The sequence below is a fragment of the Brevibacterium paucivorans genome, from assembly GCF_016907735.1.
In the GTDB taxonomy this organism is placed as follows: domain Bacteria; phylum Actinomycetota; class Actinomycetes; order Actinomycetales; family Brevibacteriaceae; genus Brevibacterium; species Brevibacterium paucivorans.
In genome coordinates this window covers 616295-643288 of sequence record NZ_JAFBCP010000001.1, presented here as the reverse complement: position 1 = coordinate 643288, position 26994 = coordinate 616295, and the positions used below count along the sequence as shown (strand labels likewise).

Below are 26994 nucleotides of genomic sequence, written 5' to 3'. Positions count from 1 at the left end.
CAACTTTCAGACGTTGTCATCCCCATTAATGTCACCTATGGCGCTCGAGAGCTTTCTTCACTCTAAAGCCCACGTAAAGGCTGGTCGCTCTTTTTTAAGGAAGCTACGAATTCCTATTTCGAGATCCTCTCGTGCTCGGTCATCCGTTTCCCAAGCAGTTGCGACTGTCTCTGCCTGCTCTCGACATTCAATTTGAGTGTTGATAATCGCGATTGAAGCGGTTATTGAGTACTGCGATTTAGATATGAGGCCACCGATGAATTCGCTGGTCTTTGTTTCGAACTGTTCTTCAGGTAAGACTCGGTTTACTAGACCGATCTGGTTTGCATCTTCCGAGTCAAGCGTGCTGGCGGTGCAAAGAAGGAACTTTGCTTGAGCTGGGCCAACGATCGACATAAGTCGTTTGATCGCAGTGAACGGATAAACAAGACCTATGTTTGCGGCTGGAATGCAGAAGCGTGCAGTTGCGCTGGCTATTCGAAGGTCGCAGGCGATCGCTAGTTCAAGCCCCCCTCCGAAACATATACCTTCGATAAGTGCGATGGTCAGTTTGGGGCATTCGGCAACTGCTTTCTCAGCTTGACTTGTCAAGTCATCACTTGTTTGTGCGGCGGTTTTTGTATCCTCACGGTTTGATCCAGCGATACTGGTGAGCTCTGCAATGTCTGCGCCTGCGGAGAAATTCCCGTCCGAGCCACTGAAAACCACAAGTTTGACTGTTTCATCGGCGACCGCACGAGACATGAGAGTTGGTATTTGCTTCCACATGCTGGCGGAGATCGCGTTTCGCTTGGCGGGGTTACGGATGGTGATCGTTGCCATGCCGTTGTCGACGGAGTATAGGATCTGGCCTTTATCAGTCACTCGATTTTCCTTGCTCTTGAGTTTGTGCGATGCCATTGGAAATAAGATCTTCGACGGCTGGTTTGGTGAAGCCGAATTGTGCCAGAATTTCTTCAGTGCCTTCGCCTAGTGCAGGGGGTGCCGACGACACCCGTGTCGGTTGTCCATCGATGTTGAACGGCCCTCTCACCAAGGGGATCTTGGTGCCATCGCTACGGTGCAATGTCTGAACCATTTCCAAAGCTTGAACCTGCGGGTCTGAGAACACCTTTCTGTACCCGTAAACAGGACCACATGGAATGCCAGCGTTGCGGATCCGATCGACCCAATGGCTAGCTGGATGTTGAATGAGTGCGGCCTCCATTTCCACGCGAAGCTTTTCGCGATTCTTCGCTCTGGAAGTGGGATCTAAATACTCAGGTTTCTTGGGAAGATCGGGTCGGCCCAAAATTTCACAGAGGTCAAGCCAGTGCTGATTTTTCGCAATAGCAATAATGATCTTGTCATCTTCGGTTTGGTACTGTCCGTAGGGCACGATCACCGGGTGGTCATTGCCTTGTGGCTTAGGTTCGTGTCCCAGACTCAGAGCTTGTTGTCCCTGGAACACAGATACTGCTACCGCCGACTCAAGGAGCGAGGTGGCCATGTGAACACCTTTTTGGTGTTCGTTTCGGCCGGCTAGTGCTGCCGCGATGCTTACGGCGGCGAAGGTGCCCGTGAGAATATCTACAATAGGAAGTCCCACTCGGTATGTGTGCTCAGCATCTGGTCCAGTCACAGACATGATGCCGGACATAGCCTGCGCTATTTGGTCCAGACCTCCATAGTTCTTGAGTGGCCCGGTGTTGCCGAACCCTGAAATTGATTGAATCACCAAGTTCGGATATGCCTGTTTGAGCTTTTCAGAATCGAGCCCCATCTTTGCCAGTACGCCTGGGCGAAAATTCTCCACAAGGACATCGGCTTCACCGATCAGACTCACGAGGACTTCTTTTCCCTGGTCGCTTCTTAGATCAAGGCAGACAGACCTCTTATTTCGATTTGTTGACTCGAAATATAAAGAGTTCGTGTCTTCATATGGTGGCCATAGGCGAGTTGCATCACCGGTGCCGATTGGCTCGACTTTGATCACTTCAGCGCCGAGGTCTGCAAGCAAAGCTGTGCAAAAAGGTCCGGCCAGAGCCCGTGTTAGATCGATGATTCGAGTTCCGGTCAAGGGTTTATATGCGTTCATGGAGTTTCCTTACGATAAGAGGCTGGCAGGCAATACAAGTAGACCGACGAGTACAACAGGGCCGACAATCACCATCGTCAAACCCCAGCGGATGAGAAGACGTGTGACACGTTCCTTCTGACTTTCCTCCGTCATCGCGACGAAGGTTGCGCCCACAGTGGAGAACGGAGAGAGGTCGACGATTGAAGAGCAGACAGCGAGAGAGCAGATGAGTGCCCAGCCGGAGACTTCACCAGTGGCCACTAAGGGAAGTGCGAGTGGCACAAGCGCGGCGAGGATTCCCGTAGTCGAGGCAAACGCTGACACCAATCCACCAATAAAGCAGATGATGAAAGCTGCCAAAATTGTAGAGCCGATTTTACTAGCGCCGTCTCCGAGGAGATCGACGGCACCCATCGTTTGAAGAACCTCGACGAATGTGATGATGCCTCCGACGAGAAGGACTGTGGACCAGTCGATCTTTGGAATCGCGGCTTTCCCAGAATCTGGGTCAATGAAGGTGAGAAAAGCTCCGAATGCGAAAGCGAGAACGCCAAGATTTGCACCAAGGCGCGATACGGTTAGTGCGATTACTCCGAGGCCAAGAATAAGGATGCAGGCACAAGTGAGCCATTGCATTCCGGTCAATTTCACTTTTTCGGCTGAAGCTGTGGTCAAAGGCCCCGAGGTTGGTGACTGTTGGACTTCCATCGAACCAACCGACGCTCGCATGTCAGACGAACGTGAGCCTGAGATGAGCGTTCGACCGCCGAATACGAAGTACGCACCAATGAAGAGAACCAGGTTCATACCGAGGGAGACGAGTAGCGGGGCAAACGGGCTAATTGGGATGTCAGCCTGTTTCGCTGTTCCGTAGGTAACGATGCCGAACAAGGAAGTGGGGGCGAATGAACCGCTGGCGCCACCGCAACCGAGAGCCACGGCCATGAGCATAGGGTCAATTGCAAACCGCTTTGCCATTGGCAGTGCAATTGGTGCAAGGACTAAGGAAGCCAAAGGGGAACCCATGGATGACACGACAGCAGCAATGCAAAAGAAAGCTACCGGGAGAGCTGCCGGATGAGAACCGACTTTCGAAATCACGATATTGATTAGGCCCTCAATAGTGCCGTTTACTTGAGCAATAGCAAAGAAATAGGTTACTCCTACAAGCAACACAAGAATGTCTAGCGGAAATCCTGCAACCACATCATCAAGCGGAAGGTGTGCAAGCCACATGCCCACTCCGCAAGCGATGGGGAACATGAAGATTCCAATGTGAACCTTGCGAATGGAACAAATCGCAAATACTCCAGCGAAGATCGCAAGTGCAGTTATTTGAAACGCCATTGTTTCTTCTTTCTTCTGGTCCAACGAGTGGACCGGTGGTGTACGATGTGGACCGCGCTCAGATTATTCCTGGAGGAGTCTGGAGTCAAGAGGGTATGACAATCAATAGTGTGGTTTGTGCGACGCGATTGCTCGAGCTGATTGCAGATGCTCAAAACGTAGGCCTCTCAGAGCTTGCCCGCCGAGCTGCAATGCCTAAAAGTTCGGTGCAGAGATATCTACTGACACTTGAGGACGCTGGCTGGATTAAAAACTCGGATGGCGCGTGGGAGATCTCGAGTCGAGTTGGTGAGATCTTCGCGCAGGAAAAAGGAGGGCAGAACCTTCGTGAGGTGGCACTTCCTTTTTTAAACAAACTTCAACTTGATACAACGGAGACGATTCACCTCTCTGTCCCCAGGGGGAGGTCCATGCTGTTGATTGAGCGTGTTGATACTTCTCATCCATTGCGCGCGTTTTTGCCGGTTGGCGGAATGAGCGAAATGCATACGTGCGCTTCCGGGGTCGCCTACCTTAGTGCCAGTCATGAAGCGGTAATTCGCGAGTATGCAGAAGGTGCATTTCGAAAAGTAACTCAGAATACAATTGACGGGGCCAGTGCTCTCGACGATGCCATCAATGAGGTTAAGCGTCGGGGGTTTGCGATCAATGATCAAGGTCTCAATGAAGGAATTTGCTCAGTGGGGTGCCCTCTTCTTGGAGTTACGGGCTCTCCTGTTGGTGCGGTGTCTGTGTCAGGGCCGAAGGTTCGCATGGATGAAAAGGCGATGGAGCGGTATGGTGAGATGCTCGTATCCGCCGCTAGGCAGATATCTGAGGCGTGGAGTGTCGCAAGCTAGCGGGGATTCCTTTGCTGTCATGGTTGTGGATAACGCTTGTTCCTGTGATTATTCACACGTGTGGAAAAGCTGGGGATATCACGGAATGACGCACCCTTTCACAATGTGGAATGTATGAGCTCGCGATTTATCCATAGCCTCTGACCTGCGACAACGCTTGTCTTGTGACAAAGTGTGGAAAGTTTATCCACAGTGTGGATGAAGCTGTGGAATATTGCGTGTGTTGCCGGTGTTGTGTATAGCGCTACTAGAAAACTTCACTATGGGTTCAGGGGTCCTATTGGGTTCCCGGGCTGTGTTTTCCCAGTGGTTTTGTTAAAATAGAAAGTCCCGCTTTGTGCGGGGTGTTTGGCAATTGCATAAGGGGATGATCGGTTTCGACGTTGGACATTGCGTCGGGAGAAGCGGGCCGAGAATGCAGACTCAACTCGTGATGCTGTCTGTAAAAAATAGGTGCTAAATCTAACAACCGCACCGAGTTTGCCCTCGCCGCCTAATTTAGGCCTTAATCCGCGAGCTGCGACTCCGTCAGCCTAGAGGTGCTTTCCCTCTAGATCCTGGCGTCGTTTAGAAAGCCACTGCTGCTCACACATGTTGGGGGTGTGAGTGGGACTCTTACTCAACTCCGTTCGTTGGGATAGTGTGTTCGTGCGCTACCCAGGACCTAAGACACATTTACACGTACTGCGCCCGGAGAAGAATCGACAATTTGCCGACGGACGCGGGTTCAATTCCCGCCATCTCCACCAATGTGAAGTCTCGGGACATCGTTCAGTCGATGTCCCGAGACTTTTTGTGTTTGGGGCGTTGATGTTGCGTGCCTTTTGGATACACTCGAGTTCGATTCTGGGGCTCGAGTGTATCCAAAAGTCGGCGAAATAGTGGCTAGGTCACTAAATGAGGGTGTTTGATGGCTGTTTGGCTACACTCTACGGATTGGAGTGTAGCCAAATGCACTTCCGGGCCCGAGGTGGTCGCACCTATTCCTGTTGCTTTCCTGGCTGAGGTGGCGGGCGCAATAGTGTGATCAAACTGTTCGTGAAAGCGAAGACGTGTCACTTTCGTTGGCTCACTTTTTAGTAGTTTTCGAAATGCGCGATAGGGCAACAGTGTTGCGGTGTATATACGCCAATCGAGATCGAGAAGCTCACCGACTGGCAATAAGCGACAAGACTATCGACACTCAACCGAAGCGACGTGCCCCTAAGCCCTACGTGCCCCCTCATCACGCACCCCTCTCACCAGGCCTCATGTGACGAAAAGTGGCAAAGATAACAATTTGAACGCGCCTTTCGTGTCACTGCCCCAAAGTTGTGAGGTGACTCACAGGTGGCGCTATAGTGAAGCATTACGTGATCCATAACACACTGGAGGAAGCATGCGGTCTGCATGGAAAAAGAAGGCGTTCGGCGCTGTTGCCGTTGTCGCCTCAATGGCTTTAGCCGTAACTGGATGTGCCAAGTCGCAACGTGGCGAAGGTGGCGGAGGAGACGTCGACGGGCACTTTATCTTCGCCGCGTCATCCGACCCCAAAACGCTTGACCCCGCATTTGCAAGCGACGGTGAATCATTCCGTGTCAGCCGCCAAATCATGGAAGGGCTGGTGGGAACTAAGCCCGGAACAGCCGATCCAGCACCGCTCTTGGCTGAATCGTGGGACACCAGCGAAGACGGCCTGACCTACACCTTCCACCTGAAGGAAGGCGTGAAGTTCCACGACGGGACCGACTTCAACGCTGAAGCAGTCTGCGCCAACTTCGAACGCTGGTACAACTTCACAGGCATCCAGCAGTCCGAAGCGGTTGCGTACTACTACGGCAAACTCTTCCGAGGCTTCAAAGACAAGCCAGAAGACGCCGTATACAAGTCTTGCGAAGCCAGCGACGAAAAGACCGCAAAGGTCAACCTTGCACAGCCATTCGCTGGATTCGTTGCTGCTCTGTCACTCCCAGCGTTCTCCATGCAGTCGCCCGAAGCCATGGAAAAGTACAACGCTGACAAGATCGGCGGAAGCGCTGAAGCTCCAGAAATGAGCGAGTACGCCCGCGAACACCCAACCGGAACTGGCCCATTCAAGTTCGAAGAATGGAACCCCGGCCAGGAAATCAAACTGAAGTTCAACGACGACTACTGGGGCGAAAAAGGTCAGATCAACCAGATCACGTTCCGTGTCATCGACGACCCTGTAGCTCGCAAGCAGTCCCTGGAAGCAGGCGAAATTGACGGTTACGACCTGGTTGCACCCGGTGACGTGAAGCCACTGTCTGACGCAGGCTTCAACGTGATGAACCGCGACCCGTTCACCATCTTGTATTTGGGCTTCAACCAGGAGGTCAAGGAACTCCAGGACGTCAAGGTCCGTCAGGCGATCAGCCACGCAATCGACAAGGACGCCCTCATCAAGCAGACACTGCCTGAAGGAACCAAGCCTGCCGTCACCTTCATCCCTGACAGCGTGAATGGTTACACCGAAGATGTCGAGAAGTACGAATACGACCAAGAGAAGGCGAAGCAGCTTCTGAAAGAAGCCGGCTACGAAAACGGTTTCACCATCGACTTTAACTACCCAACCGGTGTTTCTCGCCCCTACATGCCTACCCCTGAACAGGTGTTCTCCAACATTTCCGGTCAGCTTGAACAGGTGGGCATCAAGACCAAGGCCGTGCCTGAGAAATGGTCGCCTGACTACCTTGACCGCGTTCAGGGTGGCAAGGACCACGGAATCCACCTCTTGGGCTGGACCGGTGACTACAACGACACCGACAACTTCGTAGGTGTGTTCTTCGGGACCAAGAAGCCAGAGTTCGGTTTCGACAACCAAGAACTCTTCAAGGCGCTGTCAGAAGCCCGTCAGGAACCCAAGCTGGAGAAACAGACCCCACTGTACGAAGACATCAACAAGAAGGTTGCTGAGTACGCACCGGCTGTGCCTTTGGCGCACCCTGCTCCATCGCTCGCGTTCTCAGAACGCGTGGAGGACTTCCCGGTCTCGCCAGTCAACGACGAAGTCTTCAACGAGATCAAGCTGTCTAAATAAGACCGCGCCCGAGGTGTCCGCCACGTTGGTCTGACACCTCACCTGAAGGGGTGGAGCGGCTCCGCTCCACCCCTTTGGGCCGGTCTTTGTGACGCTGACTTACAACTGAAAGGCATCTGCCCGTGCTTCGACTTATAGGCAAGCGGCTGTTGTTGCTTATCCCTACGCTTTTTGGGCTCTCAATTCTTCTGTTCTTGTGGGTGCGCGCTCTGCCAGGTGGCCCGGCAACCGCACTGTTGGGTGACAAAGCCACGCCCGAGGCCATTGCGGCTGTGAACAAGGCATACGGCTTCGACCGCCCCCTCCTAGAGCAGTACTTCACGTACATGGGGAAGATTTTGACCGGTGACTTTGGCCGGTCAATCCTCACAAACAGGCCTGTTCTTGAAGAGTTTGCAGCTCGCTTTCCAGCGACATTAGAACTGTCAATTTTCGCGATTATCTTCGCAGTAGCAGTCGGAATTCCGCTGGGGTATTGGGCAGCGCGCAACGTGGGCAAGTGGCAAGATCACCTAGCCGTTCTCTTCTCGCTCTTTGGCGTAGTGATCCCCGTGTTCTTCTTGGCGTTCCTCCTCAAATGGGTTTTTGCAGTCGAACTGGGATGGCTGCCCACAGACGGTCGGCAAGACCCGCGTATTGACGCCACGCACTACACCAACTTCTACATCTGGGACGGCATTAGCACGGGTGAGTACGACGCCGCTTGGGACGCGTTCCTCCACCTCATCCTTCCGGGTGTGGCCCTCGGAACAATCCCGCTGGCGATCATCGCGCGCATCACGCGCGCAGCTGTTCTTGAAGTACAGAACGCGGACTACGTTCGCACGGCACAAGCGAAGGGTCTGGCGCCTCGCCTGATCCGAAGCAGGTTCGTGATCCGGAACTCGATGCTTCCCGTAATCACCACAATGGGTCTGCAACTTGGATTGCTGATTTCCGGTGCTGTTCTTACCGAAACTGTGTTTGCGTTCAACGGGATCGGATCGTTCCTATGGGGTGCGATTTTCAATCTTGACTTCCCCGTTTTGCAAGGCTTCATCATCTTTATTGCCCTGATCTATTCGATCATCAACCTGGTCGTTGACGTTTCATACGGACTCATCGACCCGAGGGTGCGTGTGTCATGACAATGAATCTTCCTCCAAACCCAAGCGGCGCCACTTCCGACAACGCCGAAAATCTTCCGGGAAGCCCCGAACAGGTTCAGGCGGGACTGACGCAAAAGACATCGGAACCCACCATGGACCAAAAAGGTACGTCGGTGTGGAAAGATGCGTTCTTGCGACTCCGCAAGAACCCCGCGGCCATTACGGGTTTCGTGATCGTAGCGCTGTTCATTCTGATCAGCATTTTGGCGCCTCTTCTCGCGCCACATCCGGGCACCTCGGTCCCCGGAGCACGCGAAATTACCCCCAGCCACATTCCAGGGCCCGGTGAACTGTCGCAATTCCCATTAGGACTCGACCGCTTTGGTGGAGACGTCCTCTCCAAGCTCATTTGGGGTGCGCAAGCATCACTTGTCATCGGTGTCGTATCGACTGCGCTGGGTCTGCTGGGCGGAATGCTCTTGGGCTTGCTTGCAGGCACCTTCGGCGGGTGGGTAGACGGCCTGGTCATGCGAATCGTCGACATCTTGCTGTCAGTTCCTAACCTTCTGCTCGCAGTTTCGATCGCAGCTATTTTGGGACAGACTCCGTACGCGGTCATGATCGCGATTGGTGTTTCGCAGGTCCCCATTTTCGCTCGCCTTCTGCGCTCATCCATGCTTACGCAGAAAGGCCAAGACTACGTGCTGGCCGCGCAGACGCTGGGGCTTAGCCGAGGCACCATCACCATGAGTCACATTCTCCCCAACTCGTTGGGGCCGGTGATCGTGCAGGCGACTTTGACGCTTGCGACCGCCGTGATTGACGCAGCTGCGCTGTCGTTCCTGGGGCTTGGTGGTGGACGTCCAGAAACAGCCGAATGGGGACGCATGCTGACCTATGCGCAGTCCGAACTGGGAACCGCGCCGTGGCTCGCATTCCTCCCCGGTGCTTGCATCGCTCTGACCGCTTTGGGCTTCACCCTTATGGGCGAATCGCTCCGCGAAGCTCTCGACCCTAAATCACGGGCAAGGTGACACCATGACTCAGACCCCAGAAAACACAACGAACCTCCTAACGATTCGGGACCTCGAAGTCTCGTTCACCACAATGCACGGCAAAGTACAGGCCGTAGAAGGCGCCAGCATGGAACTGCCTGCCGGTGGAACCCTTGCAATAGTGGGGGAGTCAGGATCCGGTAAATCCACAACCGCAATGGCGACTATTGGTCTGCTACCCGGTAGCGGACAAGTGACCTCTGGTTCCATTCTGTTTGACAGCCAAGAGCTTGTTGGGCTTCCGGAACCAAAAATGCGTGGCATCCGAGGTCGTCAGATCGGGCTGGTGCCACAGGACCCCATGAGTAACCTCAACCCGGTGTCGCGAATCGGAACCCAGATTTCCGAAACCCTCCTCACACACAAGTTGGCAACGAAAGACACGGTCAAGGATCAGGTCATTGAGGTGATGACTCGGGCCGGTATCCCGGAACCCGAGCGACGCTCAAAACAATACCCGCACGAACTTTCGGGCGGACTTCGACAGCGTGCCCTCATCGCGATTGCCTTGGCATGCAAACCCAAACTTCTCATCGCAGATGAGCCCACCTCGGCGTTGGACGTCACAGTTCAGCAGGTCATCCTTGACCAGATCGACTCGATGACGGCCGAGCTGGGAACGTCAGTCCTCCTCATCACACACGACCTGGGGCTCGCAGCCGAACGCGCCCAGAACTTGGTGGTCATGCACCGAGGAAAGGTCGTGGAAACTGGGTCGGCTCGCCAGCTTTTGGAGGACCCGCAACACCCGTACACCCAGTCGCTCGTCAACGCGGCCCCGTCGGTTGCTGCCACTCGTCTGATCGCTCACGAGCACAAGACGGAGGACACCGCCACCCAAGAGCCAGAAGAGAAACCTCTCGTAGAAGTATCTGGCCTCACAAAGGTGTACCCAGTGCGTGGACATGACGATTTCTACGCTGCGAAGAACGTGAGCTTGGAGATTCCACGAGGAAAAACCGTGTCGATCGTGGGGGAGTCCGGTTCCGGGAAAACGACTACGGCTCGCATGTTGCTGAAACTCATCGAGCCCACGGGCGGTTCCATCACGTTTGACGGAAAAGACGTTCTGACGCTCAAAGGCAAAGACCTCAGAGACTTCCGGCAACGTGTGCAAGCAGTATTCCAGGATCCCTATTCATCGTTGAATCCTATGTTCACGGTGGGAAGGATCATCGAGGAACCACTGGCTGCCTACAAGCGGGGGAATGCCACAGAGCGACGCAAACGCGTTCTTGAACTTATGGAACAAGTGGCGCTTCCACAGCACTTTTACCGCAGGTACCCGGCCGAGCTCTCGGGTGGGCAACGGCAACGCATTTCGATCGCTCGCGCACTTGCGCTTAACCCAGACCTCATCGTGTGCGACGAACCCGTGAGCGCACTCGACGTGCTGGTCCAAGACCAGATCCTGACCCTGCTGAAGAAACTGCAGGAAGAACTGGGCTTGTCGTACCTCTTTATCTCGCACGACCTCGCGGTTGTCAGGCTCATCTCTGACTATGTGTGCGTGATGAAGGACGGGGAACTGGTCGAAGCCGCAAGCTCGGAAGAAGTGTTCACCAACCCGCGCCACCCATATACGCGCAAACTGCTCGCGTCGATTCCCGGAAATGAACTCGGAATCGAAGAAGCAAGCTGAAACTATTTTGCCGTTCCTTGTCGTGTAAGAATGACAAGGAACGGCCTCGCGTAGGCCGTAGTATCAGATCTGATACAAAACAAAAGTTGTGACATTGCGTGGTTCTCAACGTTGTTATGGTTGAAGAGTTCGTGCTCTGGCAGAATGAGAACGTGTGATTTCGAGCACGAGGTGTGAAAGGGGGCCACGGTGTCGGTGCCGTTTGGATCAGGGTCAGGTGGCAACCCCTTTGGTAGCTCACCTGCGAACCAGCCAGGGGGTCCAGCTGCACAGCAGCCGGGCATGGCACCCCAACCGGGTGCGTCACCGCAACATGGCGCGTCACCTCAAGCACCACAACAGGGTCACGCGCCTCAAGCGTCCAACCCTTTCGAATCCCAAGATCCTTCGCATCAGCCGGGCGCCCAGCAAGCCCCGAACGCTCCGTTTGCGCCAGAAACCAGTTCCGGTGATCTCACGGTTGCAGGGCCACCCATGCACATCCTCTTCATTGTTCTTGGATGCGCGGTCCTGGGAATTATCATCGCGGTTTTGCCGTGGGGCTTCACAGGCATCATCGGATGGCTCATCGCCGGGCCAGTTGCGATCCTCATGCTAGGAAACTTCACCACCACTGACGTCCGCAGGCGAGCCGGTGGGATGTACGCCTCGCGCCCAGCAGCAACAACCCTGTACTGGGTGGCCGCGATCCTGACGTTGATCGCCGTGATCGTGACCGCAATTCTGACCGCACTATGGGTGGGACACCTGTGAAAAACGTTCGTTCGCACGCAAGCAAACTTCTCATCGGCTTCGTAGCCGTATTCATTCTTCTAGCGCAGAGTCTTGCGGGTCTGTCCACCCCCGTTCACGCCCAACCAAGCGAGGAGCCGTCACAGGACAGCGGTGACTCACAGAAATCAGGGGGGAGCGACCTCGGCAGTTCAAAACCGCTCCCAGAACAGTTCTCAGCCTGCGCCGCCGCAGGTGGCAACATCGACGTTCTTATTCTGGTGGACGAATCCGGGAGCCTGGTCGACAGCGACCCTAACAACGCGCGTGTGACCTCCGGGCTGCACCTGGTTTCGCGCATGTCGAAGCTGACTAAATCGGGCAACCTCTCGGTTGCCGTCAGCGGTTTCGGCCACGAATACTCCACCGTGCGTGACTGGCAAGAAGTCAAGAACGACGGCGACGTCGACAACCTCCGCGGTGCCATCAACGACCTGTCCAACCGGACCAGCGGTATTGACACCGACTACTGGACGGCAATGGACGAAGCGCGCAAACAACTCTCCAAGCGCGCCCACGACCGCGGAAGCGACGCAAAGAGCTGCCAGGCGATCATCTGGTTCTCCGACGGTGAACTCGACTACGAAGTTCGCAAAGGCAACATGGCCAACAAGTACGGAGAAACCAAACCATTCGCGCCAGACATCAGCCTGAAAACCGAAGACGGTACCAAGAAGGTCGAAGAAAAGGCGCGTGAAGATATCTGCCGCTCCGGTGGTCTAGCCGACCAGCTACGAAGCTCTCGCGTGGCTATGTTCGGTGTGGGGCTAGGGTCGAAAGACGGAAAAGAATTCGACCTCATGCGGTCAATCGCAACCGGTAAAGACAGCGGCGGCAAATCATGTGGTGACCTCACCGACCCCGTTCCCGGCGAGTTCTACCTCGCATCCGACATCGACAGTTTGCTCATCGCATTCGACTCGATCTCTGGCCTGGGGCAAAAGCCCGTCACCAACGACCACGGTGTATGTGTCAAAGACTTCTGCCAGAACGAAGCCCACACGTTCGTCCTGGACAACACCACACAAGACGTTGATGGTTTTGCCACCGCAACAGCCGACGGTCTCCGGGCTGCGATCCAAGGTCCCGACGGAAAAATCGTCGACCTGAAAAAGGACGCAAAGAACGAAAAGAAGGAAGTCTCTGGCGTACCGCTCACGTACTCGTGGGAAACCGGCAAGAGCCTCAGTTTCCGACTCGACGGAACGTCGAAGGGCAAGATCGGCGACAAAGGCCCGTGGGTAGGTGTGTGGCGCCTGGCGTTTATTACCGACGAAGGCGCAGACTCACAAGCGAAGTCCAAATCAAACCTCCACATCACTCCGGGAATCGTTCCCGCGTGGCCCGATAAAGACAAAGCTGACGTGCGCGCCGGATCCACCCTGAAAGACGTCACCTTCGCTCTGCACGACCGCGAAGGTAACGACGTGCCCGTGGACTCCATCACCAGCACAGGTAAATTCACCGCGTCGTTCACCGACTCCGCCGGAAAACAAACCACGCTGACCGACACCAGCTCATTTGGTGACATCACCAAGCCAACCGACTGGGACCTCGGCAATGCACCTACCGGTGGCGGGACCCTCAACCTGTCGCTGGAACTGACGACCGCCTCGGCGAAAGACTCTGACGGAAAAGAAGTCAAAGGTACCAAGCTGAGCCCCGCTACTGTGGCCCTCCCAGTGACGGTGCAACCGCCACTGGACTACCCAACCGTGCCTACCAAAGTGGACTTTGGGGAAGCTAAAGGCAAGATCGACCTCGATTCGGTTCTGAAGCTGGGCGGAAAAGGTTGCGCGTGGGTAGAACCGGACTCCACCGAGGTGGTTGCCTCGCCTCAAGGGCTAGACAAGGTGCAGGTGTCCTCCGACGCTTCGAGCAAGGACAACTGTGTGAAAGCCGGTGAGGATCTGGGTCTGAAGCTGGCCTCCGACCAGCAGGGCAACGGTGCGATCAACGGAACGTTCGTGGTCGTATCCTCGTCTGAAAACGGCCAGGGCGAACCGGTGAAAACCAAAGTTGAGTTCACCGCGAGTGCCGTCAAGCCTCTCAACACGCTCAACTTCGTTACGACCCTCATCATCGCTTTGTTGCTGGGGCCGGGAATCCCGCTACTGATTCTTTACATCGTCAAGTGGTGGGGTGCGAAGATCCCGTCGCAGCCACTGGTCGCGGTTCGCGCACAGATTGAAAAGACGTCCTCTGGAGTGACGCGTGACGGTTCACGTTTCGCGTTCGAACAGGGCGATATGCGCAATACCGTCATGATCGACTCGGGTGGCTCCCGCCAGATCGATGCCGCAGGGATCACGCTGAAGACAAAGATGGGCGGATCACCTCTGGGTCAGGGATACGTGGTCGCTGATGTGCCAATGAGCGTGTCCAAGCACGACCCTGCACGTCGCCCAGCGCGACTGCCTTTAGCGGTTCACAACCACTGGTTGGTCATGCGTGGCGAAGGTATGCGCGACGACCAAGCCGAAATCCTTGTGCTGCTCGCCGGAAACATCGACGTGAAGCAACGTGAAAAGATGGAAGACGAAATCGCACGTGAAGCTGGCGATCTCATCGACCGTCTGCCGTCCACGGGTGCGCAAGCCCCTGCTGGGCACGACTCGCCGTTCGGCGGTCCGTCTGAGCCGCAGGCCAACCCCTTCACCGAGGCGGGCGCACCTTCACAAGCTCCGTCCAGTCCGTTCGGTGGGCCAGGATCGGCCAGCCCGGGCGCTGCCCCGCAAGGGCAGCCCCCTGCCGGGCCTGGTAACCAGCCGCCAGCCGGGCCTGGCGGCCAGCCCCCTGCTGGACCACCGTCGGGTCCCGGATTCCCCGGACCAGGCGCAGGCCCAAGTGGCCCAGGTGCAGGCCCAAGCGGAAATCCGGGCAACAACCCCGGTGGCCCTGGAAGCGGGCCAGCCTTCCCCGGACCAGGTGGCGGACCGGGAAACGGGCCTGGCACCTCGGGACCGGGAGCCCCTGGACAACCTCCAAACAATCCATTCCAGAACGGCCCCGGGCAATCCGGGCCAGGTCAGTCCGGTCCTGGACAGCCAGGGCAGAACCCTTTTAGTTTTGGCCAGTAGGCGACTCACCCCTCGAAAGGTATAGATCATGTACAAGTTCCTCGTCGTCGGTTGTGGTGGATCCGGTGGTGAAACACTGGCACGCATGATGGACCAGCTCCGGTCTGAGCTCATGCCACACGGCATCTCGAAACTGCCTGAAGGCTGGCAGTTCGTACACGTCGACGTTCCAACCGTCCCCGACACGGACGTCAAGGGTGTGGGGAACGTACGCGACCAGGGCGGTACATACATCGGAACCGCGCCTTCGTCTGGGTCTTACTCTGTTCTTGACTCGGCGGTGAGCCAGAAGCTGCAGCAGTCCGGTGACCTGGATCAGTTTGTGACGTGGGCGCCTCGCAAGCCCGCCGCGGTAACCACTCCGTTGAAGAACGGTGCTGGCCAGATGCGCGGTGTGGGCCGTGTGATCACCCTGAACCGTGCCCCTGATGTGTTCCAGGGTCTGCAACGTGCGGTGAACCGCATGAAGACCACGGAGGCAAATTCGGAAATGGCCGAGGCGGCCCGCGCCATCCCCGGTTCCGGCGGGTTTGACCCGGAGGGCTCCCCAATGGTTTTGGTCGTGTCGTCGATGGCCGGTGGTGCCGGTGCGTCGATGGCCCTTGACGTGTGCCGCCTGCTGGGCCAGGTGCAGGGTGTTTCGGTCAACGACACGTGTGTGTACATGTACACCTCCGACATTTTCCCCGACCGCCTCGAGGGTGTGCGACCAAACGCCCTGGGTATGTTGGGTGAGATCGTGTCGGCTCAGTCGGTGTCCTCGGAAGAGCACGACGTGCGCATTCTGGAGGCACTTGGCCAGCACATCGACCGCTCCGGCGGACCGTCGTTTGCCCGCGTGTTCCCAGTTGGTAAGTACCAGGGGCTGGACCGCACCACGTTCGGTGATGGAACCCAGCAGGGTGTCTACCGTGGTTTGGCCCGAGGTCTCGCAGCCCTCATGGTGTCGGGTTCGGCTTCGTCTTCGTTCCGTCAGTACGACCTGACAAACAAGGATGGGCTCTCACCTAACCGCAGCTACCTGGGGTGGGGTGTTGAAGCCGGTGAGCGTCTGTCATGGGGTACGTTCGGGTTCGGTTCGCTGAACTTGGGCCGTGACCGGTACCGTCACTACGCTTCGCAGCGTTTGGCTCGCACGTCCGTGGATCGTCTGCGTGAAGGGCACTTGCAGGAAGGCTCGAGCGCGGGTGCGCAACAACAGCTCAACCGTTTGATCGACTCCCAGTGGGACACCTTCCTGAACCGCGTGGGCCTGCCTAATGAAATGCAGGTTCGTGACATCAACCAGTTAGCGACGTGGATCCGTGGAGCAGCCGGCGGTCAGCAACTGGACTCGGCTTTGCGTCAGTTCGTCGAACAGCAGGCCGGTTCGCAGATGCCACGTGCGCAGGGCCAGTCGGGGCCTAACTGGTTGGCCAGCTTGGAGACGTACCTGCGCAGCGCTCACTCGCACTTCCGCCAGTTTGCTTCACAGACGGTTGTCCGCACCACGTTTGACTGGATGCTGAACTTCCAGGGCGCTTTCCTCGCCTCGCTCGAAGACGCGATTTCTGACTACGGTCTGCCATATGCCCGCGGGCTCATGGAGAAGATGAAGTCCTTCCTCCAGCACGAACTCACCGCGGCATGCTCCAACTTGGGGGCAAACCAAGCACCTGACATTATGCGCCCAAGCCAGCAGGTTGCCGCGTCGGTTTCGGCAGTGCGCGGAAACATGGTTCAGGGTGACCAGTTTGAACGTCAGGTCATCAACGACCTACACGTGGGTCTGCTCAACGGGTGCTTCATTGAAGCCAGCCAGATCTTCGCCTCCGTTCTGAGCGAAGCTCCGCGTGACTTCATCCAGCCACTGCTGAAGACCATCGATGAGTCCATCCAAGCACTTGACCTGGTCGTGAGCGAAACAAGCCGCACGGTCGGTTTGGCAAACGTGGAAACTGACGTGTACTCCGCATGGCCATCTGACCAAGACCAGCGCGTTCCAGAACGCTTCTCCACGGCTCACAACGAAGTCCTCATCACGGCAGCCGAAGACTTCCAGAACCTCTACAACAGCCACCTGCCAGCCACCATCGAAGGCGACAACGGTTGGGACGCAGCCCGCCAAAAGGGTGCGGCTCACGTCATCTCGGGACAGTGGCCAGCAGCAGAAGGTTCCCGCGCACCTGGTGGCCTCTTGGAGGTCAACTCCGACTGGCGCCCCACCTTCTACAAGTTCGACCCACGTAGCCAGGAATCACGCACCATTACACCCACCTCGGGACGTTACACCTTGCACGTGAAGGCGAACGAACTGCGCCACCGTGCACTGCAGTTCGTCAACCGCCGTAACGAAGCGTTTGAACACTACTGCGCTTTGTCGCTCGAAGACTACATTCTGGGTAACGACGGTGCGGCTCCGCACGAAATCGACCAGCGTAAAAAGGACGTTGCCGACAAGTTCCGCAAGACACTCACGCGCGCACTTCCACTGGCAAGCGTCCACCCAGATGTGGTTGCAAGCGTCCACTCGTCAGCGGTCCGTTATCAGTACAAGTTCTCGTCCGTTCCGTTCGGTGCGGCCCCGGACCTGGTCGACGCACTGACTGAAGTCCTGACCTCGCAGCAGTCGGTCGACACTCAGACGGTCGATATTCTTGAAAAGGTCGTTTCGCAGGGCCAGACGGCGGCCGGTATTACCCACGTCGACATCTTCGGATCCTTTGGAAACCTGAGCCCCATCGCATTCGACGGCGTGCTTCAGCCGGTCTCCGACCGGTGGTCACGCCTGACCTCGGCTGGCCAGCGTCGCGACTTCTGGACATTCCGACGCGCACGCCCACTGCCTGCATCACTGCCGATGAGCGACCTGGAACGTCGCGCCATGATCGCCGGTTGGTACGTGGCACAGCTGACGGGACAACTGCAGATCCCAGACCGCCGCAACTTGGGCCGTCCGGTACGTGTGTTCCGTGCGGAAAACCAGCAGTGGATCGATTTCCCCAACCCGCTTCTCACTCCACCGTCAGAATTCGTGGGGGAGACGTTCGACTGGTTGCCTGCGGTTCTGGAATCGTTCCTGTTGGCGATCGCGAACGCTCACCAAACTCCGGTGCTGGGTTCGCTCATCCCGTACCAGACCCTGCGTTCCATTTATGACGGCAGTGAAGAAGAACCAGCTTCAGGTCTGCAGATTGTCGCGGCCCGGGACTTCCTCACTGACTGGTTGTCTACCGGTAAGACCCCGTCAGGCGAACCGTCACGTGCTGACGCTGAAGACCTCGAAGGGCGTTACACCAACGCCCGCCAGTTCCTCGAAACCGTCCACACGTTCGCGGCAAGCAAGCTCGACACGTCAGCGAACAAGTCGACTGCCAGCGTGCGGGTTGACTCACGTGCGCAGGGATCGGCAACCCCGATCTTCTGCGACCTTGTGCCCGACATCGTGCAGGTGACCGAAGAACTCATGACACTCCTCGACGAAGCCAAGACCGACGCCGAAAGCAACGGCGGCGGAGGCGGCTTCGCAAACGATCTACCTGAAGGATTTGGAGCCTTTTAATGGACACGAATCTGAGTCTTATCGTGGCGCCTGCGCACCTCATTGGTGTGCGTGAAACGTTACGTGACTGGCAAGTGAGCGGTCTTGTTTCCGACTTCATTTGGATTCCCGTTGAGGCTCAGGATCTGGGGCGCAATCTCAACGCGCAACTGGTGTCTCAAGGGGCGCTCAAGCCGGTTGACGTGCGCTATTTGTCCGGTCAGGTCCAGTACTCCCGCATTGGCGTGCTGGTCTTGGGAGCCGTGACGGGTACCGAACAAGACGCTGAACGCTTGGCAAAGACCGGTCAGGTGGGTTCGTTCGTCCGCGATGTCATCACCCAGGATTTCGGGGCTGCGCACGTTTCGGCGATCCGCGCGGTATTCGCCACCGAACACACCTCCAACAAGGTGGAGTTGCCGGATTCCAACGGTTGGATTGACGTCGTGTTGAGCCCGTCGGACTCGAAGGGCCCCCGGGTGGGTTCCCGGCCGGTCAACTCGGCAAATATCGCCGAGGTGTGTGCTTTCTTGGCATCGCAGGTCGCCCCGTTGGCGGGTATGTGGGATTCGGTTCCGAACGGAACTGTCGATGATCTGCAACCTGCCTACCAAGGGTACCGAGGTCGTTTAGTACGTTCGTTCTTCCGGCGCCTGGATGGCACGGCCGTTGAAGACGCGCTGCGCGACAAGGCTTTTGAAACAGCTTCAGGGTACCCGCTGCCTAACCACCAGGGTGCTCCGTCACGGTACTTCGAAGACGACGGTGTCGTTGTCGATCAGGCACTGCAAGACTTCTGGGCAAAACACGGTTACCTGGTGACACCTAACCGCGAACAGTACGTGGCGCCTGAACCCAAACCGATTTCCGCGGGTGAAGCGCTCAAAATGTTCGGGGCGTTCTTGGGTAACGCGATCAAGGGAACGCCCGGTGCTTTAGCATCCGGACTCGTCGACTCCACAAAAGCCGCAGTTGCGCAGACCGTTCACGGGCTGGTGTTTGGTGACCGTGCCTCAGAGTACAACGTCGTTGTTGGCGGTATCGACGCAAGCGGTCGCCCAGTAGGGTGGCAAGAGTCGATGAACGCAGCCCAGCGCATTGAAGGTGCGCTGGGGGTCGACCGCCACAACATCGACATGTCGGGTGTGTGGCGATCCATGGTGTATAGCTCGCTTACGCTTCTTGACTACGGAACGCATGACCGCGACCTGCCACCGCGTACTCCGCAGCCGACAATCGTGCGTGACCCCGCCGTTGTCGCGCCTGACCCTGAGGACATCTTCACGCTTAAAGGTTCCGTCGCAGGTCGCCTGGGTGCGATGAGTGTTCAGCCAGCCGACCTTGTACACGCCCAGGAAGTGGGTCGGCAGATCAAGACGGTCGCGCAGGACCCTGACATGCAGACACCTGACGCTGACGCTCAGCTCAACGACATGACTGACTGGTACGACCGTAGCCGGAGGTCATTTGTCAGCCGGATTGGTGAAGCTATTTCGAGTAACTTCGAAGCGCGTCGCCAAGAAATCGCTGAGCGGATGAAGAACCTGGGGCGCAACACTGACGAAGAAGACGACTCAGAACATCTGCTCGCTGAAGCACACCGCATTCTCAGTGCGAAGTTGAGGCAACTTTTTGGCTATTTGTCCGCGCTGACCGTTCTTATGTTCTTCCTTGCCGGTATGGACTGGGCGCCGTGGTGGCTTGCCTGGACAGTGTTTGGAATCAGCCTGGTGGGAAGTCTGGCAGGTGCTTTTGGCCTGTTCATGCGAACCCAAACCGATATTTTCCAAGTGATCCACCGCAGAAAGAAGGACAGGGAAGACCAAGAGATTGACGTCCGCAATCTCAAAGCGACTATCTCTGAGTTCACGCGCCTCGGTGAGGCCTACTCCCAGTACTTGCGTTGGGCAGATATTGTGGGGGCGTTTGTCCACCGGCCGTTTGGTTCCCGCAAGCAACTGGTGCGTGGCGAACAGCGCCGCTTTGACGATCTCCCCATCAGCATGGGGAGCGCAGAGTACGTGGTCGATTACGCTCAGGTGGAAGAGACCGCTCGCATGCTACGGACCGAGGTGTTCTACACGGGTTGGACGTCAGAGCAATTCCGAAACTTCCTCAATGTGAGCCTCCAGCGGGCTGGAATCAACAACTTCCCGTTGAGTGCGGACATGCACTCTCTGTTCGCTGAACAGTCCACAGCCGACGACTCAGTTCTCACCGTGCTGGCGCTGTCTTTGCGGAACAACGGGGTAGACCCGGCTCTGGAAGCTGGCTATTGGGAACAGATGCGCAACAGTCTGGACCACCCTGGGATGGAACCAACGCGACGTGCTCTGCTCAGCCAAATCCATATCAGTGGCGAACACACCAGCCAAAGTCTGGACGACTTCCGTGGAACTGTTGGTCTGGAAGACCACCAAGAAATCCGCGAAACCTTGGACGACGAACTTCTCACCGCGAACGCCGTGGGGTACGACAAGCACGCAGTCATTGCTAACAGTGTGCGCAAACAGCCTGCTGGTTTCGGAGAAGTATTGGTGCACACCCAAATCACGGGTGACCTCACGCCTGACGATCTGGAGTTCGCACAGAGCTACAGCGGTGATGTGAACTGGGGCAATTCGGAATGGTCGGTTTCTGAACCCGCCCAAAACGCGCAACCCTCGCAGAACGAGCAGCCTTCGACGTGGAACAACCCGTTCGGAGGTGACGCTATCTAATGTCGTCCTTCGACTTCAACGATCCGTTCGAAATCCCAGAGCCACGGATCGACGTTCCACCACCTCGGGCGGGGAACGAAACCCAGGAGCCAGCCTGGGAGCCACCTGCCCCGTACGTCCAGCCTCAGGGTGGCCAACCCCAGGACGCTCAACCCCAGGGTGCGCAAAACCAGGACGTCGAACAGCCAAACGATGCCCCTGAGGAACCTCAGCAGCTGCACGGGATCCGGTTTGCGCCATTTAACTTTGGCCAGCAACCCACGCCGTTGACCATGAAGGCGAAAGCTCAGGACGACGGTGTTCACCTGGAGTGGAAGCCCAGCGAAACTCCGTGCGTGTACCGTGTGGTGGCACAGGACGCAGGTGAGCCTCACTCACCGGACATGGCCGAAGAAGTCGTCGTGACTCAAGGCACTTCGGCCATCGATACCGGTAGGCCACGTCACGCCGTCCGGTATTACCAGGTGTGGCGGTACGAAGCCCCAACCGTGGAAGAAGCGCAGACCGTGCAGCCGGTGCTTCACTCCGCCCGCCGTATTACTCACGGAATTCAAAACGCCAACATTCGCTTGGACGAACAGTACGTGGTGGGGAAGTGGGACTCGCTGGAAGGAATTTCAAGCGTCCACGTCTACCGTGTCCCCGCCAAGGTCAAGACCACGGGCGTTGCCGGTCCCGAATACCGCGTGGCAGGAACAAAACCCAACACGCAAGGGTTCACCGACGGCCAAGGTATCCCAGGCGAAACGTACATTTACCAGTTCGTTTCGGTGTCGCACGACGGTTACGCGTCAGACCCCACCGAGTTCACCATGTCGATTCCCATTCGACTGCAACCGGTGACCGACCTGGAATTTGTTCTTCACGAACCTGATGAAAACGAGGGCCGCCGAAGCCCCGAGTTCGACCTCAAGTGGTCGACCCCGCTTCACGGTCGTGTAGAAATCTACCGAACTGAAAAACCGCCGGTGTCCGGGCTCGACCAGGAAACAGAACTCACGGCGTCGTATCTCAATGACCGAGGGTTCCTCCCCGATGACGCCCGGCTCGCAATGCCGGTCCACAAGGGCGACGATGGCACATCCTCCATGTTCAGCGTTCCATGGCCAGAACAGTGGACCCGCGCATACTTCACCCCCGTGGTATTCGACGGGGACAAGGTGCGCGTGGGCACCACAATCCACGGTCAGCGGGTCCGTCCCGTCACGGAAGCTAAGTTTACGGAGCGCATTGGACGCAAAATCATCAGCTTCGCGTGGCCCTCGGGTGCTGACACCGTGCGCGTGTACCGCACACACATTGACGGTGACGCGCAATCCGCGCTCAGCGGCTCGCCTGTTGTGCAGATCGACGAATCTAAGTACCGCGACCAAGGTGGGGTATCGCTCCCAGGAGAAGACGACCGAGGTGGTTCCACCTACTACCTGGTTGCCGGGCTTTTCAGCGGGGGACGGGACATCTTGTCCAAGCCCACTCGTTTGGATTCCAACCCCCTGGTCAAGCTGCAGTACGAGTTCGCGATGAACCTCAACCAGGCTGGCGGTTTGGACGGACAACTCTACGTCAAAGCAGTCGCAAGTGATCTGCGTGAACAGGTCAGCATGTGTGTTGTCCACAACCCCACCCGTTTGCCACTGCACCCCGACGACGGGTCCAGGGTCCTTCTCACCCGCGTGTCACCCGCAGCCGATGAACCACGACGTAGCGTGCGACCACACGCGCTGTACTCGACTTTTGAGAACCCCGACGGCGCTGTGTACACGTTCCCGGTTCCACAGCCCAACGGTTTCATCCGTGCATTCCTCGACATGCGCACCGAGGACATGAAACGGTACGCCCTCCTGGACCCAGCTGTTGTTCGCCTGCAACCAGCGGAGTGGTTGAACTTCTTCTACCAACAGCAAGGAATGCAACAACAACCCATGCCACCCCAACAACAGCAATACCAGCAGGGGAACTGGCAATGAGCCAGGGCCAAACGGGAGGGCCACCCACATTTGGTCACCGGGCTGGAAGAACAATCCCCCAGGACAGAACCCCCTCGGCACCCACCGCGCGGATCACCGTGCCAAACAGCGACTCACCCGCAACCACCTCGGGCACGGTCACACCTACACCCACCCCACGGGACACACCACAGCCACCCGTCACACGCTGGGCGCAGCTGACATACGCCTCATTCGACCGGGCCGACGGGTCACCGGGAGGGTGGCAAGAAAAAGACATCGTGGGGGAACCCACCGACGACGAACGACGGACCCTGCGTCGCTACGTCATGTCGCAGTTTTCGTACCACGGCACACTTCCTAAGTTCGCAACCCCAGAACAAGTCGCAGCCCTGCCTGTACGCCTGGCCTACCACGCACCTGAAAGCGACCGGCCAGGAATCTACGCCTACGCAGCTAACGCAGGAGCCGACTCAACCGGACGCCCCGGAAACGTGTACAGCCACATTCTGATGGACCGCGACCCGGACACGATGCGGCCCATCGACTTGTGGCGCTCGCCCAGCTTTGCCAGGCCCGCAAGTGTCGACGACATTCTGCACACGCAGATCGCTGAGAAGCCTCAGAGCATGCAGGCCGGCAACCTGAACATGATCGCAAAGGTACTCCAGACGCCGGGATACACGGAGCCGATCCTGGCCGCTGCTGATGCTCTCATGAACGCCCGGGACTCGGGGGTTGTAGTGCTGGTCAGTGACAGGCAGGACTGGAGCGCGATCGTCATGATGGCGGTGCAGTACCTCATGAGCCCGTCGCTTGCGCGGACTGTGAACTGGTCAGTGTACGAACGTGCCCGTGAGCTCAAGGGCAGTATGCAGATCGTAGCCGTTCCCGAATGCGACCGTGAAGATGTGCAACGCATGGACCACGCGTACGTGATCTGCGACGGCGACATTCCACGTATTGAAGGCGAACAGCATGTGCTCAACCAGGGGCGCCCAATCCCAGTGACTGCGTACTCAGCGCTCATCCGCGCGTGCATTGCCCAACCGCAAGAACTTGCGGGCAGGCTTGAAGCCCTTACAAACATGGACCAGTGGGCTCCTGTTCAGCCGCATGAAAACGTGCAACCCGTGTGGGCCCTAGCCGCGCTTCTTGTCAAGGAACCAGGGTCGCTGGACCATGGCATTGTGGACCGGGCGCTCGACGCAGCAAGCCGGAGCTTCCCCGCCTCCGCTCGTCACATCGACACACTGTTTGCCCGCGTCAGTCAAGACGTGGTGGCGCGCGTGAACGGTAGCTCTGATCCGTGGGCGGTTGTCGACGAATACCCGCATGACGCGAACAGCGCGGAACGAATCGTCGCGCAGCGGGCCGCGCTCATGGCCACGTTGGAAGGACGGGCCAACGTTCCGCGCCCAGCGCAGCTTGTGTGCGCGCCTGAGTTGGCAAAGGACGCCGAGGTCGTCGCAGGTGCGGTCAGTCGTGTTGAGCAAGAGTTGGGGCGGGTGACAGAGTCCTCGTTTGCGGTTGCTGAGATGCTGTGTGTCGCGGGTATCGCGGACTTTGACGCGAATCCTCAGCTGAGTGAACGACTCATCACCCTCATTGCCCAGTTGCCACAATCGGCGCCACGGTACTCGCACCCTGTCGAACTTGACGCTCGTGCCACGTCCGCATTTGTACACGCTCTTCTCGGAAACGAACAAGCGCACACACCTGAGACGCAGGCTCACCCAGCACCCACCTCGGCGGGGGTTCCAACAAACCCGGCACCCACCTCGGTGGTTCCTCCCAAACCAGCCGCGCCACCTCCCGCAGCGCCTGCACGCCCGTCCACCCCACCTCCTGTGCCACCTGCGCGGTCACCTCAACCCGCAAGTCAGTGGGCGCCACCGGGAGAACGTGGCGTCCAGCAACACGACACGGGACCAACAGCGACCCAGGACGGCGCGTTGCGAACGCGGTCAGCCTCGGAGACGTTGGCAGTTTCGGAGCCACTGGCACGTGCGCTGGTAAGCAACGGTTTACCAAAGCAGGTACAGCAACGCGCGCACGGAAACGCATTCACACCTCTGGTCGCGCAACTGACAGCGCTGAGCCTACGTGAAAACCCCCAACTGGCCGTGCCACTGACCCGGTACATGCAGACCTTGTCAGCGCAACCCACGCAGGTGGTGCGATACATCGTCACATTGCCCGCTGAGGTAGCGGTCGAATGTTTCCACGTAGCGCCGCACCTGTTCGACACAGATGCAGTATTAGCGCTGATCAACGCACACGCGTGGTCGCCTGAACTGAAAACCGTGTGCGAACAGCTCGCTGCAGGGAGCTCATTGAGCCGACGAGTCTGGTACCCGCGCCTTCTGCTCGATGCGTATGAGCAGCCTCGCGAACTCGACTCTTCGACGCTTTTGGCAGTGACATATAACTTGGGGGACTGGAAGCGACACCACCGGCAGGCGCTGAGCTCCTATCTGTACGCGTACCAACTGGCGTCGACGGTTTTCCCCGACACGTACAGTGTGAACAACGCGCCGGTACAGTCGGTGAACGTCGACGACATCGACGCCGCCAGCGTGGATCCCGAACGCGTGCGGCGCTCGCTGACGAACGCACACCCGGACATTGAACCTGAAGACCTTGTGGTTTTGGCGATGACGGACCGATCCGTGCGGGACGCTATGCCGTCGGCAACCGTAGGCGTTGTTGATTTGGTGCAGGGTTCCAGGCGCATCATCTACACGGTATGCGAACCGTTCGCCCATGACGTTCATACCGAAGACGTGCTTGACTGTGCAAAGGATTTCGTCACGGATCGAGGCGGAAAACTCAGCATGTTTGGGATGGGTAGCGATATCAAGAACACCCTGAAGTCATTACACCGGCAGGAGGACACACGATGACTGTTTTTATGCTGAACCGAGGCGCTTCTGTGAGCGTCAATCGGTCCCGCTTGACCCTGTCGGTTACGCTGCCCAGCCAGTCCGACACGATCAGCGTAGTCGACACCACCGGTGCGGCAATCGACTTTGTTGCGCCAGCGCCTGGATTCGTCATCATTCCAGAACCGCCTGACACCTTCACGGTCTCTGTTCAGTCCGGTGGGCAAGAGTTCCCGCGCGGGTCGTCAATCTTCGCGAACGTGAAGGTCGACGCAACTGACTACACAGACGAAGACGAAGTGCGTCTGTCTGAGGGAATTGACCCGTCAGGTTTGCGTAGCGTCAACATTTTGCAGTTCACCGCGGACGGTGGATCCTTGCGGGTGGAGTTGCCCGCCGTGTCCACGGTCGCGCAGGATTTGTCGTCTTCGGCCGAGGCCGTTCGAGTTGAAGCGCGCCGGCAACTTGGCAATGTTGACGGGTCTTCCCGTCCCGTGGTGATTGCGTTGGATGCTTCCGCGTCGGCGCACACGCTTGACGCGAAGAACGTGCAAGAGACCCTTGAACACATCATCGGTTACGCTTCGCAGATTACGTCAGAAGGCAGCATTTCCGGAGCCTTGGTCTCTGACAAGTATGTGCCGGTGATGGGATCTGAGCTGGCCGAACTTCCCGAACGCATGGTGAATGAACTCCAGAGTGCTCCGTTGCGTTCGGCTTCCGTCGTTACTTCCGACGCATTCATCTCAACGTTGCCGCAGGACACTTTGGTGATCTATGTGAGCGACTCGCTCCCCGTTGACTTTGAACGCTTAGGTAACTGTGGCGTCGAAGTTAAGCTGGTCGTGCTCATGTCACGTGAAGCGTGGGCAGTTGAGTCGAGTGGAGTCGAGATTCCTGTCCCGGCCACGCACGTTGACACACACGCTTTGGCGAACATGCCCGAGGCGAGCCGTTCTGCAGCACTGGCCCAGTTTGTCCAGGCACTTTCCCAGAGGAGTTAAT

The 26994-nt window shown here is 57.5% G+C and carries 15 protein-coding genes and 1 other RNA gene; 13 read left to right on the top strand and 3 right to left on the bottom strand.

The genetic code is table 11. The features are described 5' to 3' along the window. Nucleotides 1-57: 57 nt before the first annotated feature. The 3 genes from JOE56_RS03025 to JOE56_RS03015 are packed head-to-tail and all read right to left on the bottom strand — an operon-like array spanning nt 58 to nt 3430. A complete protein-coding gene (locus JOE56_RS03025) occupies nt 58-864 on the bottom strand; it encodes an enoyl-CoA hydratase-related protein (protein ID WP_204514768.1) in 807 nt (268 codons plus the stop codon). Further along, complete coding sequence (locus tag JOE56_RS03020; RefSeq protein WP_204514767.1) at nt 857-2077, bottom strand: CaiB/BaiF CoA transferase family protein; 1221 nt, start codon at nt 2075-2077, stop codon at nt 857-859. Before JOE56_RS03020 ends, JOE56_RS03025 begins: the two co-directional genes overlap by 8 nt. Nucleotides 2078-2086: 9 nt before the next feature. Beyond that, nucleotides 2087-3430, bottom strand: a complete 1344-nt coding sequence (locus JOE56_RS03015) for an SLC13 family permease (protein WP_239530352.1) — start codon at nt 3428-3430, stop codon at nt 2087-2089. Nucleotides 3431-3501: 71 nt separating this feature from the next. On the opposite strand from JOE56_RS03015, the gene JOE56_RS03010 reads away from it, so the two are divergent. From JOE56_RS03010 to JOE56_RS02950, 13 genes are all read left to right on the top strand, one after another. Further along, nucleotides 3502-4245, top strand: a complete 744-nt coding sequence (locus tag JOE56_RS03010) for an IclR family transcriptional regulator (protein ID WP_204514766.1) — start codon at nt 3502-3504, stop codon at nt 4243-4245. A 363-nt stretch (nt 4246-4608) separates the two neighbouring features. Next, nucleotides 4609-4994: a transfer-messenger RNA gene (ssrA, locus tag JOE56_RS03005) on the top strand. Nucleotides 4995-5623: 629 nt separating this feature from the next. After that, nucleotides 5624-7282: an ABC transporter substrate-binding protein gene (locus JOE56_RS03000; protein WP_204514765.1), complete on the top strand. Its 1659-nt coding sequence runs from the start codon at nt 5624-5626 to the stop codon at nt 7280-7282. Between the two features lie 122 nt (nt 7283-7404). Further along, entirely contained in the window at nt 7405-8409 is a 1005-nt protein-coding gene (locus JOE56_RS02995) for an ABC transporter permease subunit (RefSeq protein WP_204514764.1), read from the top strand. Beyond that, nucleotides 8406-9404, top strand: a complete 999-nt coding sequence (locus JOE56_RS02990; protein WP_204514763.1) for an ABC transporter permease — start codon at nt 8406-8408, stop codon at nt 9402-9404. The genes JOE56_RS02995 and JOE56_RS02990 overlap by 4 nt, the downstream gene beginning before the upstream one ends. 4 nt (nt 9405-9408) lie before the next feature. Continuing rightward, nucleotides 9409-11067, top strand: a complete 1659-nt coding sequence (locus tag JOE56_RS02985; RefSeq protein ID WP_204514762.1) for an ABC transporter ATP-binding protein — start codon at nt 9409-9411, stop codon at nt 11065-11067. Between the two features lie 189 nt (nt 11068-11256). Then, nucleotides 11257-11820 (top strand): hypothetical protein, encoded by a 564-nt coding sequence (locus JOE56_RS02980; RefSeq protein WP_204514761.1) that lies wholly within the window; start codon nt 11257-11259, stop codon nt 11818-11820. Then, nucleotides 11817-14918, top strand: a complete 3102-nt coding sequence (locus tag JOE56_RS02975; protein ID WP_204514760.1) for a VWA domain-containing protein — start codon at nt 11817-11819, stop codon at nt 14916-14918. The genes JOE56_RS02980 and JOE56_RS02975 overlap by 4 nt, the downstream gene beginning before the upstream one ends. Before the next feature lie 28 nt (nt 14919-14946). Next, on the top strand, nt 14947-18459 hold the full coding sequence (locus tag JOE56_RS02970; RefSeq protein WP_204514759.1) for a tubulin-like doman-containing protein: 3513 nt from the start codon (nt 14947-14949) through the stop codon (nt 18457-18459). After that, on the top strand, nt 18459-21158 hold the full coding sequence (locus tag JOE56_RS02965; RefSeq protein ID WP_204514758.1) for a DUF2721 domain-containing protein: 2700 nt from the start codon (nt 18459-18461) through the stop codon (nt 21156-21158). Before JOE56_RS02970 ends, JOE56_RS02965 begins: the two co-directional genes overlap by 1 nt. Then, nucleotides 21158-23125, top strand: coding sequence for a SaeA-related protein (locus JOE56_RS02960; protein WP_204514757.1), 1968 nt, complete (start codon nt 21158-21160; stop codon nt 23123-23125). Before JOE56_RS02965 ends, JOE56_RS02960 begins: the two co-directional genes overlap by 1 nt. Further along, nucleotides 23122-26010, top strand: coding sequence for a GAP1-N2 domain-containing protein (locus tag JOE56_RS02955; protein WP_204514756.1), 2889 nt, complete (start codon nt 23122-23124; stop codon nt 26008-26010). The genes JOE56_RS02960 and JOE56_RS02955 overlap by 4 nt, the downstream gene beginning before the upstream one ends. After that, complete coding sequence (locus tag JOE56_RS02950; RefSeq protein ID WP_204514755.1) at nt 26007-26993, top strand: hypothetical protein; 987 nt, start codon at nt 26007-26009, stop codon at nt 26991-26993. Before JOE56_RS02955 ends, JOE56_RS02950 begins: the two co-directional genes overlap by 4 nt. Nucleotide 26994 lies beyond the last annotated feature (1 nt).